The 16,677-nt window shown below is 67.9% G+C and carries 13 protein-coding genes and 1 pseudogene; 7 read left to right on the top strand and 7 right to left on the bottom strand.

The genetic code is table 11. The features are described 5' to 3' along the window. Positions 1-29 precede the first annotated feature (29 nt). The 7 genes and pseudogenes from Q4E25_RS02410 (at position 30) to Q4E25_RS02380 (ending at position 7,463) form a co-directional block, all read left to right on the top strand. Positions 30-1,085 (top strand): choice-of-anchor M domain-containing protein, encoded by a 1,056-nt coding sequence (locus tag Q4E25_RS02410; RefSeq protein WP_303153643.1) that lies wholly within the window; start codon positions 30-32, stop codon positions 1,083-1,085. Further along, positions 1,082-2,569, top strand: a complete 1,488-nt coding sequence (locus Q4E25_RS02405) for an anchored repeat ABC transporter, substrate-binding protein (protein ID WP_303153642.1) — start codon at positions 1,082-1,084, stop codon at positions 2,567-2,569. The genes Q4E25_RS02410 and Q4E25_RS02405 overlap by 4 nt, the downstream gene beginning before the upstream one ends. Continuing rightward, entirely contained in the window at positions 2,566-3,447 is an 882-nt protein-coding gene (locus Q4E25_RS02400; protein WP_303153641.1) for a choice-of-anchor M domain-containing protein, read from the top strand. The genes Q4E25_RS02405 and Q4E25_RS02400 overlap by 4 nt, the downstream gene beginning before the upstream one ends. A gap of 10 nt (positions 3,448-3,457) precedes the next feature. Then, positions 3,458-4,169 (top strand): annotated as a pseudogene (locus Q4E25_RS02395) (anchored repeat-type ABC transporter ATP-binding subunit). Next, the gene (locus Q4E25_RS02390; RefSeq protein WP_303153639.1) at positions 4,166-5,086 is read left to right on the top strand and encodes an anchored repeat-type ABC transporter permease subunit; all 921 of its coding nucleotides are present in this window, start codon (positions 4,166-4,168) and stop codon (positions 5,084-5,086) included. The pseudogene Q4E25_RS02395 and the gene Q4E25_RS02390 overlap by 4 nt, the downstream one beginning before the upstream one ends. Continuing rightward, a complete protein-coding gene (locus Q4E25_RS02385; protein ID WP_303153636.1) occupies positions 5,083-6,315 on the top strand; it encodes a choice-of-anchor M domain-containing protein in 1,233 nt (410 codons plus the stop codon). The genes Q4E25_RS02390 and Q4E25_RS02385 overlap by 4 nt, the downstream gene beginning before the upstream one ends. Before the next feature lie 44 nt (positions 6,316-6,359). Beyond that, positions 6,360-7,463: an isochorismate synthase MenF gene (locus Q4E25_RS02380; protein ID WP_303153633.1), complete on the top strand. Its 1,104-nt coding sequence runs from the start codon at positions 6,360-6,362 to the stop codon at positions 7,461-7,463. A gap of 14 nt (positions 7,464-7,477) precedes the next feature. Here Q4E25_RS02380 and Q4E25_RS02375 read toward each other — a convergent pair whose 3' ends face one another. The 7 genes from Q4E25_RS02375 to Q4E25_RS02345 form a co-directional block, all read right to left on the bottom strand. Further along, positions 7,478-8,287: a fumarylacetoacetate hydrolase family protein gene (locus Q4E25_RS02375; RefSeq protein ID WP_303153630.1), complete on the bottom strand. Its 810-nt coding sequence runs from the start codon at positions 8,285-8,287 to the stop codon at positions 7,478-7,480. Between the two features lie 70 nt (positions 8,288-8,357). Next, positions 8,358-8,978, bottom strand: a complete 621-nt coding sequence (locus Q4E25_RS02370) for an exonuclease domain-containing protein (protein ID WP_303153628.1) — start codon at positions 8,976-8,978, stop codon at positions 8,358-8,360. Between the two features lie 11 nt (positions 8,979-8,989). Then, positions 8,990-10,843: a DUF294 nucleotidyltransferase-like domain-containing protein gene (locus tag Q4E25_RS02365; protein WP_303153626.1), complete on the bottom strand. Its 1,854-nt coding sequence runs from the start codon at positions 10,841-10,843 to the stop codon at positions 8,990-8,992. Positions 10,844-10,860: 17 nt separating this feature from the next. Then, complete coding sequence (locus Q4E25_RS02360; RefSeq protein ID WP_303153624.1) at positions 10,861-11,880, bottom strand: 3-isopropylmalate dehydrogenase; 1,020 nt, start codon at positions 11,878-11,880, stop codon at positions 10,861-10,863. Between the two features lie 99 nt (positions 11,881-11,979). Beyond that, complete coding sequence (gene serA, locus Q4E25_RS02355; RefSeq protein WP_303153623.1) at positions 11,980-13,566, bottom strand: phosphoglycerate dehydrogenase; 1,587 nt, start codon at positions 13,564-13,566, stop codon at positions 11,980-11,982. 64 nt (positions 13,567-13,630) lie between these two features. Next, a complete protein-coding gene (locus tag Q4E25_RS02350) occupies positions 13,631-14,518 on the bottom strand; it encodes a hypothetical protein (RefSeq protein ID WP_303153621.1) in 888 nt (295 codons plus the stop codon). Continuing rightward, the gene (locus Q4E25_RS02345) at positions 14,508-16,301 is read right to left on the bottom strand and encodes a DUF262 domain-containing protein (protein ID WP_303153620.1); all 1,794 of its coding nucleotides are present in this window, start codon (positions 16,299-16,301) and stop codon (positions 14,508-14,510) included. The genes Q4E25_RS02350 and Q4E25_RS02345 overlap by 11 nt, the downstream gene beginning before the upstream one ends. Between the last annotated feature and the right edge of the window lie 376 nt (positions 16,302-16,677).

Here is a 16,677-nt window from a genome sequence, read left to right as displayed (position 1 = left end):
CAATGAAAGAACTCAGGAAAGACCTCAGGATGTACGCACGAGATTCCCTCAGCCGCCCGGGCTTAACGCGCGTGCCCGCTGCCCTCGCCGCCTGCCTGGCCGCTGCGCTGCTCCTCCTGCACGCGGCGTTGACTCCCCTGCTGCCCGCCGCCCAGGCCCAGGAGCAGATCTTCGATTCGGGCCACGTGGACGCCTTCTACGTCACAGCACCCGGCGGCGAGCTCACGCTCTCGCTCAAGGAGGACATCACGGGCCACGGCGTGGAGCACGCGGGCGGGGACGTCGTCCTCGCGGTCAGTGAGCAGGCGTGGTCCTCCGCCACGGAAAACATCCCGGATATCGGTGCGCCCACCTACTTCCTGCCGCAGACCCAGCAGGCCGGGATCCTCTGGCCGGGCTGGGACACCCAGGCGGCCCAGGAGGCCGGCTACCGGGACGTTGATCTCGACTTCCTGGACGTCTCCGGGCCGGGTGCGGTCTACGCCTTCGAGACCGCGGGCTTCGGCGATATTCAAGCCGTGACCAGCTCCGGCAGCATGGAGCTGGCCAGCGGCGATGCCATCAACCAGCCCTACCCTGCCCACCGCCACATCAACTGGGCGTTTAGCGAGCCCGGCACCTACACCATGACCGTGCAGGCCAGCTCCAACGGCGATGCGAGCAACGAGGTGACCTACACCTGGCAGGTCGGCGACGCCGCCGCCTCCGCGGACGCCGTGCTGGACGATGCCACCTCGGCCGGCGCAGACCCCAACAGCGACGCTACGCCGGGCGCCGCTGACGGTTCTGCGGGCACAGTTAGGGGCGCTGCCGCCGGCACAGGCGCCGGGGCACAAAGGAACTCCGCTGCCCAGCGCGACTCGCAGCACCAGGCCGCGGAGAAGAAGCGCGCTGGCGCCGCGCCCCACCCCGCGCAGCAGGGCCTGCGTCACGGTGCTGGGCAGGAGGATCCGGAGGCCGCCGGCTACTACTACGCCGCCGAGCAGCGCGACCTACTGCCCTGGGGCGTGGGCCTGGCCGGGCTGGGCATGCTGGCGCTGGGCCTGGCCATCGCGCGCCTCGCCCTGGCAAAGGCCCGCGAATGAGCGCGCACTCCCCGCTGCGAGCCGCCGCCGCGCTGCTCAGTGCCAGCCTGCTGTGCTCCTGTGCTGCCGAGCCCGTCTACGGAGCCCAGCCCGCCGCCGGCAGGCTGCAGGTGGTGGCGACGACGCCGATTCTGGGGGACATCGCCAAGCAAATCGCCGGCCCCGACGGCGAGGTCACCACCCTCATCCCGGCGGGCAAGGACCCGCACACCTTTGAGCCCTCCCTGCGCACCGTGCGCGAGGTAGCTCACGCGGATGTCGCCCTGGCCAACGGCCTGCTGCTCGAGCCGCCAGCGCTCATGGACACCCTGCGCGAGACCTACTCGGCGCCCGTGGTGGAGGTCGCGGATCAGGCCTCCACCAGCGGGGCCGTGCTGGTTCCCTTGGTGGAAAACGCCGCGCTCGACGCCCTGTGGCTGGGCCTGCGCGTGCGCAACGCCCCGGTGGGCACCGGCAGCGCCGAGCTCAGCCTGCGGGAGGCCACCGGGCCCGGCGAGGTCGCTGCCTACGTGGTCAGCACCTTCGGCACCCCGGAGCTCATCTTCGACTCCGCGCGCGGGCCAGGTAGCGCTCGCACCGCCGTGCTGCCGGCCAACGCCCACACGCATGTTTCCTGGGGCTTTTCCCGCCCGGGCATCTACCGCCTGAGCTTCCAGGCCACCGGCACCGCCGCGCAGACCGTCACCGTGGCGGTGGGCGTGAACCCGCCGCCGGGCATGCACGCGGTCAAAGAGGGCCACCTCGACATCACCGCTGATATGGGTGCCGGAGACATCGTGCTGGAGGATCAAGGCCAGCGCTTTGACCCGGCCACGACCGCCCTGCAGGTGCCCTCCTCCACGCTGCAGGAGATCCCGCCGGATCCCGCCTACCGCTTCCTGGGCCGGCCCGGCACGGAGACCTACCTACTGCCACAGGCGGTGCTGGGAAAGCACATCCACGGCGAGGTGGATCCGCACCTGTGGCACAACGCGAAGAACGTCATGGCCTACGCGGAGGTCATCGCCGAGGAACTCGCCCGCGCTGATCCCTCCCACGGCGCCGCCTACCGCGCCCGGGCCGCCGGCTACACCGAGCAGCTGCGCCGCACCGATGACTACGTGCGCGCCCAGATCGCCTCCATCCCGGAGCGCAACCGGCACCTGGTTACTCCACACCACGGCTACGCCTACCTGCATCAAGGCTATGGCATAGACATCGCCGGGTTCGTCACACCGAACGCCTCCGTGGAGCCCAGCCCGCGGGAGGTCATCGCACTGCGGCGCACGCTGGAGAACCTCGACCTGCCCGCGGTCTTCATCGAGCCCACCCAGCAGGCCGGTGCCCAGACGCTGGCCGAGGCCGCCCGGGCCACCGGCACCGCGGTGTGCCCGCTCTACGGCGACACCCTCGATGAGACCGTGCCCACCTACCTCGACCTCATGCGCTTTAACGCCGACTCGCTTCACCGCTGTCTCGACCCACACCGAAAGAACTCACTATGAACTTGCCCCGCACGCTCGCAGCACTGGTGTGCTGCGTGGGCTTAACCCTCGGCTCCAGCCCGGCGTGGGCCGGCGATCTGGCCCAGGTAGTCAACGAGAACGAACAGGTCGCCGAGCCCGGCACCGAGGCCGTCATCGACCACGGCCACGTCGACATCGGCGCCCAGCTCATCGACGGCCAGCCGCACTTCATGGCCCGCGACGATTCCGCCACCACCCCGGTGTGGCGCGAGCTTGACGACGTCCTCTTTCACCTCCCCGACTCCGCCCAGCTCACCCTGCCTGCGGACGATGACTTCTCCTTCGTCGGCGCGGAGCCCGGCCAGAACGTGTGGGTGCTGCCACAAACCGAGCAAGCCGGGGTGCCCTGGGTGGGCTGGAACACCCAAGCGCCCTCGTTGACCGAGTCGGCGGACCGCGGCGTGAACATGCAGTTCTTGGGCCACACCGGCCCCGGGGAGTTCTCGCTCTTCTTACAGAACGGCGGCTTCGAGCCCCCGCAGCTGCTGTGGTCCACCGCCAGCGGCGCCCACGAGGACTTCTGGGTCGATCTCAACACCCACACCCACGCCAACTGGACATTTAGCAAGCCCGGCGTGCACCAGGTGGGCATCCGGCTCAGCGCCACCACCACCGCCGGCGAAAAGATCAGCACCGACGGCATCCTCACCTTCGCCGTCGGCGACGCCACCGACCTCGAGCAAGCCCAAGCCACCCAGTGGGATGCGAAGGCCGCCGCCGAGTCCCTCGGTTCCGCCTCCGGGATCCCCGGTTGGGCCATCGGGCTGCTCACTGCCGGCGCCCTGCTGCTGGCGGTGGCGGTGGGCGCACTCATCCTGGCACAGCGCCGCACCCCGGCGGGTGAGAACCGTGGATAGGGCGTGTGTGATGGACGTCGCCAAGCTCAGCGTGTCCCTCGGCGGCCGCGAAGTCATCCGGCAGGCCTCGCTGAGCGTGGGTACCGGCGAATTCATCGGGTTGCTCGGGCCCAACGGCGCGGGCAAGACCACGCTCATGCGCGCCTTGCTGGGGCTTATCCCCTTTAGCGGCCGGGTGAGCACGCATGCCGCGACCGGCTACGTGCCCCAGCGCCACGACGTGGAATGGGACTTTCCCATCAGCGTCTACAACGCCACCTTAAGCGGGCGCACGGGGCTGATCGGCTGGCTGCGCCGGCCCCAGGCCCGCGACCACGCCGCGGTTCGCGAGGCGCTGGCGCTGACCAACCTCGAGGGGCTCTCCCGCCGCTCCATCGCGGAGCTCTCCGGCGGGCAGCGCCAGCGCGTCCTCATCGCGCGCGCTGGCCACCCGCCCGCAGCTGCTGCTTTTCGACGAGCCCTTCACCGGCCTCGACGCCCCCAACACCGAGGCTTTGCTGCTGCTCTTTGACCGGCTCGCGGCGGGCGGCACCTCGATTCTCATGTCCACCCACAACCTCTCGGAGGCCGCGCACTCCTGCCAGCGCCTCGTGCTCTTTAACCGGGGTGTCATCGCCGACGGGCCCGCCGAGGATCTGCGCGCCCGCCCCGAGCCCTGGGTGACCGCCTTCGGGGTCAGCGCTGACTCCCCGCTGCTCTCCGCGATTGGGGTGGCGGCATGATTGACGTCTCTCTGGTGGATTTCCTGCAGGATCTCACCAACCCCCACCTGGACTTTCTGGCCCGGGCGGTGGCGATGTCCATGCTCTCCGCGGTGCTGTGCGGGGTGGTGGGCTGCTTCGTGGTGCTGCGCGGCATGGCCTTTATCGGTGACGCCGTCTCCCACGCGGTCTTCCCCGGCCTGGCCATCGCCTTTGCGCTGCAGGGCTCCGTGCTTCTCGGCGGCGCGGTGGCCGGTGCCGCGGTGGCCGTGCTCATCGCGCTGTTTTCCCAGCGCCGCACGGTGCGCGAGGACTCCATCATCGGCATCTTCTTCGCGGCCTCCTTCGCACTGGGCATGCTCATCATCTCGCGGGTCGACGGCTACACCGCCTCTCTGACCAGCTTCCTCTTCGGCTCGCTCACGGGTGTCTCCGCCGCCGATCTGGGCACCGCCGCGGTGTGCTCGGTGCTGGTCCTCGGCGTCGTCGTGGCCCTGTGCCCGCAGCTGACCGCGGCCTGCCTGGACAAAGAGACCGCCCGCGCGATGGGCTTGCCGGTCCTCGCGCTCGACCTCGTGCTCTACCTGTGCGTGACCGCGGCGGTGGTGATCTCGGTGAGCACCATCGGCAACATCCTGGTGCTCGCCCTGCTCATCACGCCGGCGGCCACCGCCCGGCTGCTGTGCGACTCGCTGAAGTCCATGATGCTCTGCGCCGCCGCCTGCGGTGCCGGCGCCAGCTTCCTGGGCATCTACCTGGCCTGGGCCATCGACCTGCCGGCCGGGGCGAGCATCGTCCTGCTGCTTACCGCCCTCTTCCTGGCGGTGTGGGCGCTGGCCCCGTGGCTGCGTTCCCGCCGCCACGCCACTGAGCCCAGACGTGCCGCTGAGTCCAGACCCGAATCCCGTCCCGCTAGTGTGAAAGGTTCACTGTCATGACCTACCTCCGCCTTCCCCTCGCCCTGGGTGCCGCCGGCCTGCTGGCCTTTGCCTCACCGCTGGGCGCCACCGCGCTGGCCGACGAGCCCAGCACAGCGCCAGACTCCGCTTGCGAGGTCACCTCGTTGCACCCCTTTACCCAGGGCCACCAGGACATGGCCCTGGTGGATTCCGGCTCCGGCTTCGACTTCCTCGTGCGCGACGACGCCTCCGGGCGGGACTACCACGCGGGCGAGTTCTACGTGGAGCTGGGCAGCGAGGCCGAGCTCTCCCCGAATGCCGCGGCCAGTCTGCCCTCCGGTTTTCCCACCAGCGGCTGGGCCGTGCCCCAGACCCAGGATCCCGCAGTGCCGTGGCTGGGCTTTAACACCAGCTACGTCAGCGACACCGCGAGTGTTACTGGTGCCACGCTGACCATGGAGTTGGGCAGCGCGCCCGCCGGCGGGCGCGTCGTGGGCTTCCAGACCGACGTGCAGGGCTCTCCTACCGTGCTCTTCGACTCGGAGGATCCCTCCATTACCTGGGACTTTCCCGATCACGCCCACGCCCACACCGGGATGATCTTCACCGAACCGGGTGTGTACGCGGTGGCCTTTAGCTTCGAGCTTGGCAGCGGAGACAGTTATTCCCTCGATGTGCCCTTCGTGGTCGGCGGCGGCAGCAGCGCCGACGAGGTCTGCGAGCTCGAGTGGCCGGATGCCACCGGCGGCCCCGCGGACAAGAATGATGCGAACCTGAGCCGCCCCAAGCGGATCACCAAGGAGATCAACGACACCGCCAAGGCGCTCGGCGGCCTAGACAAGGAGCTGGATAAGACCCGCAAGGAGGCCGAGAAGATGGTCGGCGCGGCGTCGTCAAGCACCACGGCCCCGCGCCGGCAGGCCCAGAAGCCAGCGGCGCGCGCCGGTCAGGACTCGCAGCCGCGACCGGCCGGAGGGGCATCGCCAAGCTCTCAGGGCGCCCAGGCCCTGCAAAAGCCAGACAGGAAGAGCGCGCCCAAGAACGACGCAGCAGATAAGAACGGCGTCAAGAAGGATGCTGCTCAGAAAGGTGGCGCGCAGAAGGACACTGCACAGGCCACACCCTACAACAACGAGGAGATCCGGGCGATGAGCTACCAGGAGCCTATGACGAGCTTCTGGGCAGGGGTGCTCGCTGGCATGGGTGTGTTCGCCACCATCCTCGGCGTGGGGCTGTTTATCTGGGTACAGTTCTTCCGCCAGCGCTAACCTGGATTCTGTCTGTGAAGCCCCAGGAAGTATGCTTTCTTCTTATGCATACCAACAGACCCAGCACCGCCCCAGACTTCTTGCTGTCCCGCGCAACTGGGTCTGTGCGCACCCAAGGCGCGCGCGAAACCTTCACAGTGGTCAACGAGGCCGTGGCCGCGCTGCGCAGCGGTCGGGTGGAGATGGTCGTCGGCGCCCTGCCCTTTAGCCCCGGCGAGCCCGCCGCGCTCACCGTGCCGGAGAGCATCATCCGCGAGGACGGGCCGCTGGAGCCGCACTCCTACTACCGGCAGGGCACGCTTTCTGCCCGCGTGACGGGCTTCGACCCCGAGCCCGAGGAGCATCTGCGCCGCATCGACGCGGCGATTGCCACCATTGCGGCCTCCAAGTTGGACAAGGTGGTGCTCGCCCGCGCGGTGGACATCGAGTTCTCCGCCCCGGTGGACCCCCGCCTAGTGGCCGCGCGCCTCATTGATCTTTCCGCCAACCGCGACGGCTTCATCGCGGATCTCAGCCCGGTGGGCCGCCCAGGCGCTATGTTCGTGGGTTCCTCCCCGGAGGTGCTGGTTAAGAAGCAAGGCTCCACCGTCACCGCCTTCCCCCTGGCCGGCTCCGCGCCGCGCCAGCGCGACAAAGCCCGCGACATCATCGCGGGCCAGGATCTGCAAAACTCCGCCAAGGACCTGCGCGAGCATGCCTTCGTGGTGGATCACCTGCGCCGCCTGCTCAGCCCCCTGTGCGTGACCTTCGACGCCCCCTCCACCCCCGAGCTCATCTCCACCAACGAGATGTGGCACCTGGGCACCCCGATCGCCGGCACGCTGCGCGATCCGAGCATCACCGCGCTAGAGCTGGCGGAGCTGGTACACCCTACCCCGGCGATCTGCGGCACCCCAACGGAGGCCGCCCAGGCGCTCATCGAGACCGCCGAGACCGAACGAGGCTTCTACGCCGGCGCTGTGGGCTGGTGCGATAACACCGGCGACGGCGAGTACATGGTGGCCATCCGCTGCGCCGAGGTTGCCGGGGATGGCCTCTCCGCCCGCGCGTGGGCGGGCGGGGGCATCGTCGAGGATTCCGATCCCCAGACCGAGCTGGAGGAAACCACGGCGAAGCTGCGCACCATCATGCGCGCGCTGAATCTCTAGTTTCCCTAGGTTTCTTAGGCGCGCGCGATGGGGTTGGCCAGCGAGCCTACCCCGGGGATTTCGATCTCAATGTGATCGCCGGGCACCATCGGGGCGGTGCCGGCCGGGGAGCCCGTGGTGACGACGTCGCCAGGCAGCAGCGTGTAGGACGCCGAGATCTCCGCCAGGATGCCGCCCATCTTGACAATCATCTGGTCGGTGTTGGAGTCCTGCTTCTGCTCGCGCTTGCCCTCGTGGGTGAGGTAGGCGTTGATCTTCTGATCCTCCAGGTTGACCTTGCTCAGGTCCGTTTCGATCCACGGGCCGAGCGGGCAGAAGGTATCGATGCCCTTGGCGCGTGCCCACTGGCCGTCCTGGAACTGCAGGTCGCGGGAGGAGACATCGTTGCAGATGGTGTAGCCCAGCACGTGGTCCTGCCAATTCTCCGGATCGATGTTCTTGGAGGGTTTGGAAATCACCACGGCCAGCTCGCCCTCGAACTCGACGTTGGTGGCGAAGTCCGGGATCTTGATGGGCGCGCCCGGGCCGATGACGGCGGTGGAGGGCTTGATAAAGATGGTCGGCGGCAGGTGTTCGGCCGACTTGTTGAAGACCTCCGCAACGTGATCCGCGTAGTTGCGGCCCAGGGCCACAACCTTGGTGGGCAGGGTCGGCGCCAGCAGGCGGACCTCACCCAGCTTACACTCGCGGCCGGTGGGCTCCGGCGGGGTAAACGGGGTGCCGGCGATCTCCTTGGCCACCAGCTCCTCCATGGGAGCATCATCGGGGCCTTCGATGACGGCGAAACAGATTCCTTCGGTGTGTGCAATTCGTCCTAAACGCATACCGGCCATGCTATCAATACGGGGGCTTAGCCACGGAGCAAAGGTCCGTTATCCTAGCAGTGAACTTTCTTTACATGCGGGTGGCGCACTCCCCCAGCCTGCGCCCGTGCAGATCCAACGCGAGGTAGAGCTCGGCGCAGGCGAGGGCGTCGCTGAGAGCATTGTGGTTGCGGTAGCGCGGCAGCCCATAGCGCTCGCGCACGCGCGGCAGCCGCAGATCCTCCCCGCGCGGGTAGGTGCCCATGCGCTCCATGTGGCGCCGCTCCAGGGCGAAGGTATCCACCACGCTCAGCCGCGGGCGCGCCCAGCCCAGCCGCCGGGCCGCGGCCCGCAGGAAACCCACCTCCAGCCCGGCGAAGTGCACGAGCAGCGCCCGCCCCTCTAGGGCCCCGCGCAGCTGGGAGATAGCCTCCTCGAGCGCGACGCCGGCGTCCACCACCTCCTGGGTGAGTAGGTGAAGGTGGGCATCGCCGGTGACCTGCGCGCCGCGCACCACCGCGTAGCCGGCCCCGGAGAGATCGATGACCTGCCCGTTGACTGGCACCCAGCCGAGGGAGACAATCTGGCCCTTCTTCGGATCCAGCGCGGTGGTCTCCATGTCTACCGCGAGCAGGCGGGCCTCGTCCACGGCAACGCCGAGATTCGGCGCGCCCCAGTCCTCCCGCGCCCGCCACCGATCAAAGATTCCCATCGCCGGCCCGCCTAGATGTTGCGCACCGGGTAGAGGGTGGCCAGGCCGGACTGCATGGATTTCACGGCGCGGAAGGCATCGCGCAGGTGCTCGCGTTCCATGCGGCCGAGGGACTTCGGGTCGATGTGGTAGTCGGGGCTCTCGCCGGCGCGCAGCTGCCGGGCCTGGTGGCGCAGGGCTACGGAGCGGAGGAAGTCGAAGGCGTCGAGAAGCTCCTGGGCTCCGGCCTCGCTCACGCTGGTGCCGGCTGCCTCGCGCAGGCGCTGGCGGGTGTCCACCACGGTGGACCCTGCGGCCAATGCGAAGAGCCGGGCCATCTGCACGATGCCCGCCGTGCCGCCCTTCTTGATGTCCAGGGTGTTGGCGTAATCGCCGTCGCGCTCCACGACGAGCCCGCGGAAGATGGTCAGCGGCGGCTCGCGGCGCACCGCCAGGGTGGCCAGGTGGGCGTGCAGGCGGCGCGAGCCCTTGCCCAGCTCCACCGCCGTGCGGTGCACCGCCTGGCCCAGCTCCTCGTTGCCATAAACCACGCGAAAGTCGAAGAAGACCTGCGCGTGGAGCAGGGCCTCCGGCTGCGGATCGGTGATCCAGCGGTGGAAGGTGGCCTCCCACTGGCGGCGGGTCATCCTCCACTGCGGGCTCATGGCCATCATCTCGCCCGGGCATAGCGGTTGCCCGGCGGCGGCGAGCCCGCGGCAGAGGAATTCTCCCAGGGCGGAGAAGTACTCGCCGTGGCGCGCCTCGTCGAAATCATCGGCCAGCACCAGCGCGTTGTCTTGGTCGGAGGCCAGCGCCATCTCCCGGCGGGCCTGCGAGCCCACGGCCACCAGGGCGTAGTCCACCGGGGGCGCTCCGAGTTTCTCCTCGGCGAGCGCGCACAGGCGCCGGGCGACGGCATCGGCGGCCATGGTGACTAGGCTTGCGGCCTCCGCGGGCGAGGCCCCGCGCTCGATGTAGCGCCCGGCCAACTCTGTGGCCTGGCTAAAGGCCCCGGAGAGCTCCTCCACGCTGGCGCGGCGCGAGAGATCGGCGGCGAGGTAAACGGGGTCATTGTGCAAGAGCCTGGCCACGTCCGACTGCGTGATGATGCCCTCCAACGCGCCGCCGGCCAGTACCGGCAGGTGGTGGATGCCTTTCTCCGCCATGCGAAGCAGCGCTTCCATCGCCGGCGCCTCGGGGCTGACGGTGGCCAGCTCGCGGGTCATGATCTCGCTCACCGGCGTAGCCGGGTCCACCCCCGCGGCGAGCACCCGGGTGCGCAGGTCGCGGTCGGTGACAATGCCCTCCAGGGCGCCGTCGCGAGTGACGAGCAGCGAGGAGACCTTCGCTTTAGTCATGAGCTGGGCCGCCCGCGCGGTGCTGGTCTCCCCCGGCGCACGCAGCGGATTCGGGCGGATGAGCTCCGCGATGGGGGTGCGCAGAGCGTCGGAAGGCGCGGATTCCGCGAGCTCCCGCGCGGCGGCGCGGATCTGGCGGTTCTGCGCGGAGAAGAAGCGCGCGATGTCGGGGTTGGCCTGCGCCAGGCGGGTGAAGTCCTCCTGCGGCAGGAGGAAGACCAGGCTGTCCTCCACTGCGATCATCTCGTACTGGGAGTGCGGCTGGCCCATGAGCGTGGAATAGCCAAAGGTCAGCCCCTCCTCCCGGCGGTCCAGCAGGATGCCGTCCGCGCCGAGCACGTCGACCGCGCCGGTACGGATGATGTAGAGCTGGGAGTTGACCGCCCCGTGGGTGATGGGCACCTCGCCGCGGCGCAGATAGGCCACCTTGAGTTGCGTGGATAGCGCATCGAGCTGTCCCTCGGGCAGGTGGGCGAAGGGTTCGTGCTGGGCGAGGAATCCGCGGACCTCGTCTACTTCGACGCTCATGCGTTCACAGTACAGGCTTAGGCCCGCACGGCGGCGGAGATTCGATCCCCAATCTCCACGGTGCTTCCGGCACTCTCGCCTCGCTTCGCGACGTCCTCCGCCACCGCCTTCTCAATCCTTACCGCGTTCTCCTCGTCGCCGAGGTGGCGCAACAGCATAGCGGCAGACAGGATGGCGGCAGTGGGATCGGCGATGCTTTGACCTGCGATGTCCGGGGCGGAGCCGTGCACAGGCTCGAACATGGAGGGGTTAGCCCCCGAGGCGTCGATGTTGCCCGAGGCCGCCAGGCCGATGCCGCCGGTGACCGCGCCGGCGAGATCGGTGAGGATATCGCCGAAGAGGTTATCGGTGACGATGACGTCGTAGCGGCCCGGATCGGTGACCATGTAGATGGTGGCGGCGTCGATGTGGTTGTAGTCCACGGTGACCTCGGGGTACTCGCGGGAGACCTCCTCGACGGTGCGTTGCCACAGGCCGCCGGCGTTGACCAGGACGTTGGTCTTGTGCACCAGGGTCAGGTGCTTGCGCCGACCCATCGCGCGCTCGAAGGCGTCGCGCACCACCCGCTCCACGCCGAAGCGGGTGTTCTGGGAGACCTCCGAGGCCACCTCGTGCTCGGTGCCCTCGCGCAGGGTGCCACCGTTGCCGCAGTAGAGGCCCTCGGTGCCCTCGCGCACCACGACGAAGTCGATCTCGCCTGGGTTGGCCAGCGGAGAGGTCGCCGTGGGATAGAGCTTGGCCGGGCGCAGGTTGACGTGGTGATCCAGGGTGAAGCGCAGCTTGAGCAGCAGGCCGCGCTCCAGCACACCCGGGGGAACCGAGCCGGGGGCGCCGATGGCGCCAAGCAGGATGGCGTCGTGCTCGCGCAGGGAAGCGACGTCCTCCTCGGTGAGCAGCTCGCCGTTGCGCAGGTAGCGGCGGGCGCCGAGGTCGTAGTCGGTGGTCTCGATGTCCTCGCGGACAGCGCGCAGGACCTTGAGGGCTTCCGCGGTAACCTCGGGGCCGATGCCGTCGCCGCCGATAACAGCCAGTTTCATAATGTGGGATTCCTTTCTCACCTACTGGATAGTGCCCTCAGGTTAGCACGAGAAAGCCCGCGCGGTAGCCGCTTTGACCGCCGCGCGGGCTGAGAATATTTAGGCATCCATGTCGAACTGGCTGCAGGTAGCACCCAGCGCGGCGTTGATGTCCTCAATAATCTCCTCGGGCACCTCGCGCTCGACACGGAGGATGAGGACGGCGTCATCGGCCTTCTTGCCCTGAGTCAAGGCGGCCGCCTGGATGTTGATGCCCTCCGCTCCCAACTTGGTGCCCACGGTGCCCAGCGCTCCCGGGGCGTCCTTGTAGCGGAAGAAGAGGTTGCGGCCGGTAGCACGCATGTCCACGCCGCGGCCATTGATGCGCACGATCTTCTCCACGCCGTCGATGCCAGTCAGCGCGCCGGTGATCTGCGAAGTCTGTCCGTCGGCGCCGATAACGCGGACCACGAGCGAGGAGCGGTGACCCTTGGACTCCACGTTAGTGTGCACCTCCAGGCTTACCCCGCGGGACTCGGCAATGCTCATGGCGTTGACAAAGGTCACGGTCTCGGAGACCACGCCGGAGAAGAGCCCGCGCACGGCGGAAAGCCCCAGGGCGGAGACATCCTCGCCGGCCAGCTCGCCACAGGCCTCGACCTCAATGGCCACCGGGGCCTGGCCCAGCAGGTTGCCAGCCACCAGGCCCAGCTTGCGAGCCAGATCCAGCCAGCCGGAGACCTCCTCACCGACCTTGCCGCCCTGCACGTTGACGGCGTCGGCGACAAACTCGCCGGCCAGAGCCTTGAGCACGGAGTGCGCCACGTCCGTTCCCGCGCGGTCCTGCGCCTCAACAGTGGAGGCACCCAGGTGCGGGGAGACGGTGACCTGTGGCAGTGCAAACAGCGGGGAGTCGGTGCAGGGCTCGGTGGCGTAGACGTCAAAGCCCGCACCGCGGTGGTGGCCGGAAGTGATGGAATCGGCCAGGGCCTGCTCGTCCACCAGACCACCGCGGGCGGCGTTGATGATGATCTGACCCTTCTTGGCCTTGGCCAGCAGTTCGGCATCGAACATGCCGGTGGTCTCCGGGGTCTTGGGCAGGTGGATGGTCACGAAGTCCGAGCGGCGCATGAGCTCCTCGAGCTCCACCAGCTCCACCCCCAGGGCGGCCGCGCGGGCCGGGTTGGCGTAGGGATCGTGGGCGATAATGGTGGTCTCAAAGGCCATGAGGCGCTGGGCAAAGAGCTGGCCGATGTGACCGAAGCCCACGATGCCGATGGTCTTGCCAAAGATCTCCACGCCCTTAAAAGAGGAGCGCTTCCACTCGCCCTGACGCAGCGACTGATCGGCGGCCGGCACCTGGCGGGCGGTGGCCAGCAGCAGAGCGATGGCCTGCTCGCAGGCGGAGTGGATGTTGGAGGTCGGGGCGTTGACCACCATGACGCCGTGCTTGGTCGCGGTGGGGATGTCGACGTTATCCAGGCCCACGCCGGCGCGGCCGATGATCTTTAGGTTCGGGGCGGCCTCGATAACCTCGGCATCGACGGTGGTGGCGGAGCGCACCAACAGGGCGTCTGCCTCCGGCACGGCGGCGAGCAGCTCGGCGCGGTTGGGGCCGTCGACCCAGCGGACTTCCACCCCCTCTCCCAGGGCGGCGACGGTGGATTCAGCAAGCTTATCGGCAATAAGGACGACCGGCTTCGACATAATTTCCTTACACTACGGGCAGCGCTAACACGCTACAGATGAATACCTTGCACCGAAGTGTAGTTTATTCTTGCCGGCCGCGGGCGATAAGTGAGCTAAATTCTTTCGCTGAACCGAATTCCGGGCCCAGTGCCACGATAGGGCCTTCCTCCAGCCCCGCGGTCACCGCCGCCCCAGCCTTCGTCGCGCTCGGGTCGGGATTCTTCAGCACGATGACCGAACCGCCGTAGGCGTTGGCGTTGGCCACGTTGGCCACGGGCGTCTCGGCGGTGGCCACGATGACCGGCGCCATCTGCGAATCGCGCCTAGCCTGGGCCGGGATAGCGGGCATCTTCTCCTTGGTGATGTGCTGCGACAGCGGCTCCCAGGCGGCCTTGAGCTCGGTCTTGTTGGCGGCGTCGAGATGCGCCACCGCATTGACCATGCGCTCGGGGCGCGAGACCAACTGGGAAGTGAACTGGAAGGCGGTGTACTCCCCCAGCGCCTTGGTGTTGCCGGGATCGTGGATCACCGTGGTCTCGCCGGCCTGCACCGCCAGCGGCACCTGACCGATGACCACAACCTGCTCCACGCCCAAATCCTCCGCCAGCTCGATAATTGGCGCGCGCACGGTGGAATCGTAGACCACCATCGGAACCCTCTGCGCCACGCTTAACGACGCCGCCCGCAGCACCGCCGGGTCCGAGTTCTCCGCCACGATGAGCGTGGTGGAGTTGTTGAAAAACAGCCGAGCGGACTCGATGCCCCAGCGATCCTCGAGGACGCGGACGTCCTCAAAAAGAGGATCGATCAGGCGCAGCTGGTTCTCCTCCCGGGCGCGGGAGAGATCGATCTGGGCCTCGGGGACGTCGGTAATAGCCTGCGTCACCAACGGTTCGCCGCGGCCGAGCTCGGAGCAGCCGCCCAGCAACAGGGCGCTGCCCAGCACCGCGGCGAGTGCTCTAGCGCGCAAAGGCCTCGGGGCCTTCCTCCCCACCTGCAAGGTTGGCCTCGTCGACGTCGCGGATCACGGGCTTATCCAGCGCGTACTCCACGATGCCCACGAAGCGGGAGCGGCGGTCTTGGAAGAACTGCGCCGCCTTGGAGGCGGTGAGCAACTCCGGATCCAGCTCGTGGGAGGCCAAGACCTCATCAAACTCGCGGTCCTCCATGATGGACTTGGACTGCACGCGCGGCAGGTAGCGCTCCGGGGAGTAGCCGTCAAGCACGACCTCCGTGCGCTTGCCCATGGGCGTGCGGTTGAGGATCGACTCCGCGAGCACCTCACTCACCCCGTGGCGCTTGGCCCAGTTGAGCGGGAAGATGGGGAAGAATCCGGGCTTGAGCTCCTCGAAGGTACGGCGGTTGAAGGGCTGGCCGGTGCGCCAGTCGCGCGCGCCGCGGGCCATGAGCAGGGCGTAGAGGCCGTGCCATACGCCGTCGTTCTCGTCCACGGAGAGCAGGCGGGACTCGCGGAAGGAGGCGTCCTGGACGGTCTTGGGGGTCTCGTCGGTATCGCCGGCCACCCAGGCGGTGACCTCGTCGACGTCGCGAGCCGCGCGCAAAATCACGGCAGAGGAGCCATAAAGCTCGCCGAAGACACCGCTCCAGAACCACTGGTTGAGGCGATCCCAGGACTCCTTGGTGGAGAGCACGCCCTTGCGCTGGGCTAGGCGGCCCAGGATGACGGCGAGGGGGACGATCTGCTCGGTGTAGGGCACCTGGTCCACGGTGAGGATGCAGCGCTCGGCGAGGAACTCCGCCACCTCGCGGAATGTGATGCGCAGGGTGTGGGAGGCCTCGCGGTACTCGGCCAGGGAGAGCTGCAGGATGTCCTCGCGCTGACCGCCGGCCGCACCCTTGGAGCTGGTGACAAACAACGAGACGGCGGAGAGGAACTCGTTTCTGCCAATGCCATCCAGGGCCGGGGCAGTGCGCAGATCCTTCTCCACGGCGGCCCAGTCCTCCGCGAGGTGGAAATCTGGATCCTCGGAGGCGAAGACTGCGGTGAGCAGGTCGAAGACATCCATCTGCAGGCCCGCGGAGTTGGCCTGGGCAAAGATGGAGCCCACGCCGGCGCGCTCGGTTTCGCGGCTCAGGCGGATCATGGGCAGATCATAGCCGGAGAGCGGGCGCAGGATGCGGTTGTTGAAGGCGGCGACGACCTCGCGGAATTCGCCGTCGTTGCGGGCGGCCAGCTCGAAGAGCATGCTGGTTCCTTCCTCGCTGAGCAGGGAGGACACCGGCAGGCAGCAGGCGTCGAGGGCGGTATCGCGGTCAACAATGGTGCCTTCGATGGCCGGGGCGAAGTGCGAGCGGATCTCACCGTGCTCGTTGACGGCAAAGATGGCCTCATCCGGCAGCAGGTCCTCTGCCACCGCGCGGCGCACATCGACGTAGTACTTGCGCTTAATCTTCTTGGAACGGAAATCCGTAGTGGCCACGAAGCCCTCGCCCTGGAAGCAGTGGTAGAGCGTGGTGAGGCGCTGTTGGCCGTCAAGAAGCAGCAGGCCGGGGTTCACGCCGGTATCCGGTGCGCCGGCGATGACGCGGGGGCGGAAACGCATGGTCTCATTGCGGGTGTCGAGCGCCATGAGCGCGCCGATGGGGTAACCGCGCAGGACCGTAACGATGAGGGCGCGGATGCGATCCTCATCCCACGAGTAGGAACGCTGAAAGTCAGGAAGCTGAATATCGCCGCGATTGATGCGGGCGAAGAGATCATTAAGGTCATAGCTCGGCGTTGTGAAACCCATAGTTGCGAGGATACCCGCCCATGTGAGATCGTGCCCGTTTTCGTGCCAGTGACCTCCCCTTCCCACATTCTTGCCCAGCGCTGTGGGGAACTTTGTTGTGGGCGTCACCTAAACCGGGGGTTGGCGGGGTGGTTATCCACAGAAATGATGCGGAGCAAAATTCACTCTGGTGGGGGCTTGTCGGCCGCTTTTAGTCTCGGGGTCATGAATGAACAGTTAGAGGCTTATCTCGCCGCGCAGGCCGCGGGCATGGCCATAATCCAGGGCGCGGCCGGGCTATCGGCCGCCCAGTTGGAGGAGGCTGGCTGCAGTAAGCGTGAGGCCGAAGAGTTGGTGCATTTAGCTCAGGTCTACTTCGGGCCGACCAGATACACGA

It is taken from the genome of Corynebacterium sp. (assembly GCF_030532325.1).
Classification (GTDB): domain Bacteria; phylum Actinomycetota; class Actinomycetes; order Mycobacteriales; family Mycobacteriaceae; genus Corynebacterium.
This window is presented reverse-complemented; position numbering and strand designations above follow the sequence as displayed.

Coding starts and splice junctions, on each gene's coding strand:
- Q4E25_RS02410 (WP_303153643.1), top strand. CDS start 30: ATGTACGCACGAGATTCCCTCAGCCGCCCGGGCTTAACGCGCGTGCCC.
- Q4E25_RS02405 (WP_303153642.1), top strand. CDS start 1,082: ATGAGCGCGCACTCCCCGCTGCGAGCCGCCGCCGCGCTGCTCAGTGCC.
- Q4E25_RS02400 (WP_303153641.1), top strand. CDS start 2,566: ATGAACTTGCCCCGCACGCTCGCAGCACTGGTGTGCTGCGTGGGCTTA.
- Q4E25_RS02390 (WP_303153639.1), top strand. CDS start 4,166: ATGATTGACGTCTCTCTGGTGGATTTCCTGCAGGATCTCACCAACCCC.
- Q4E25_RS02385 (WP_303153636.1), top strand. CDS start 5,083: ATGACCTACCTCCGCCTTCCCCTCGCCCTGGGTGCCGCCGGCCTGCTG.
- Q4E25_RS02380 (WP_303153633.1), top strand. CDS start 6,360: ATGCATACCAACAGACCCAGCACCGCCCCAGACTTCTTGCTGTCCCGC.
- Q4E25_RS02375 (WP_303153630.1), bottom strand. CDS start 8,287: ATGCGTTTAGGACGAATTGCACACACCGAAGGAATCTGTTTCGCCGTC.
- Q4E25_RS02370 (WP_303153628.1), bottom strand. CDS start 8,978: ATGGGAATCTTTGATCGGTGGCGGGCGCGGGAGGACTGGGGCGCGCCG.
- Q4E25_RS02365 (WP_303153626.1), bottom strand. CDS start 10,843: ATGAGCGTCGAAGTAGACGAGGTCCGCGGATTCCTCGCCCAGCACGAA.
- Q4E25_RS02360 (WP_303153624.1), bottom strand. CDS start 11,880: ATGAAACTGGCTGTTATCGGCGGCGACGGCATCGGCCCCGAGGTTACC.
- serA (WP_303153623.1), bottom strand. CDS start 13,566: ATGTCGAAGCCGGTCGTCCTTATTGCCGATAAGCTTGCTGAATCCACC.
- Q4E25_RS02345 (WP_303153620.1), bottom strand. CDS start 16,301: ATGGGTTTCACAACGCCGAGCTATGACCTTAATGATCTCTTCGCCCGC.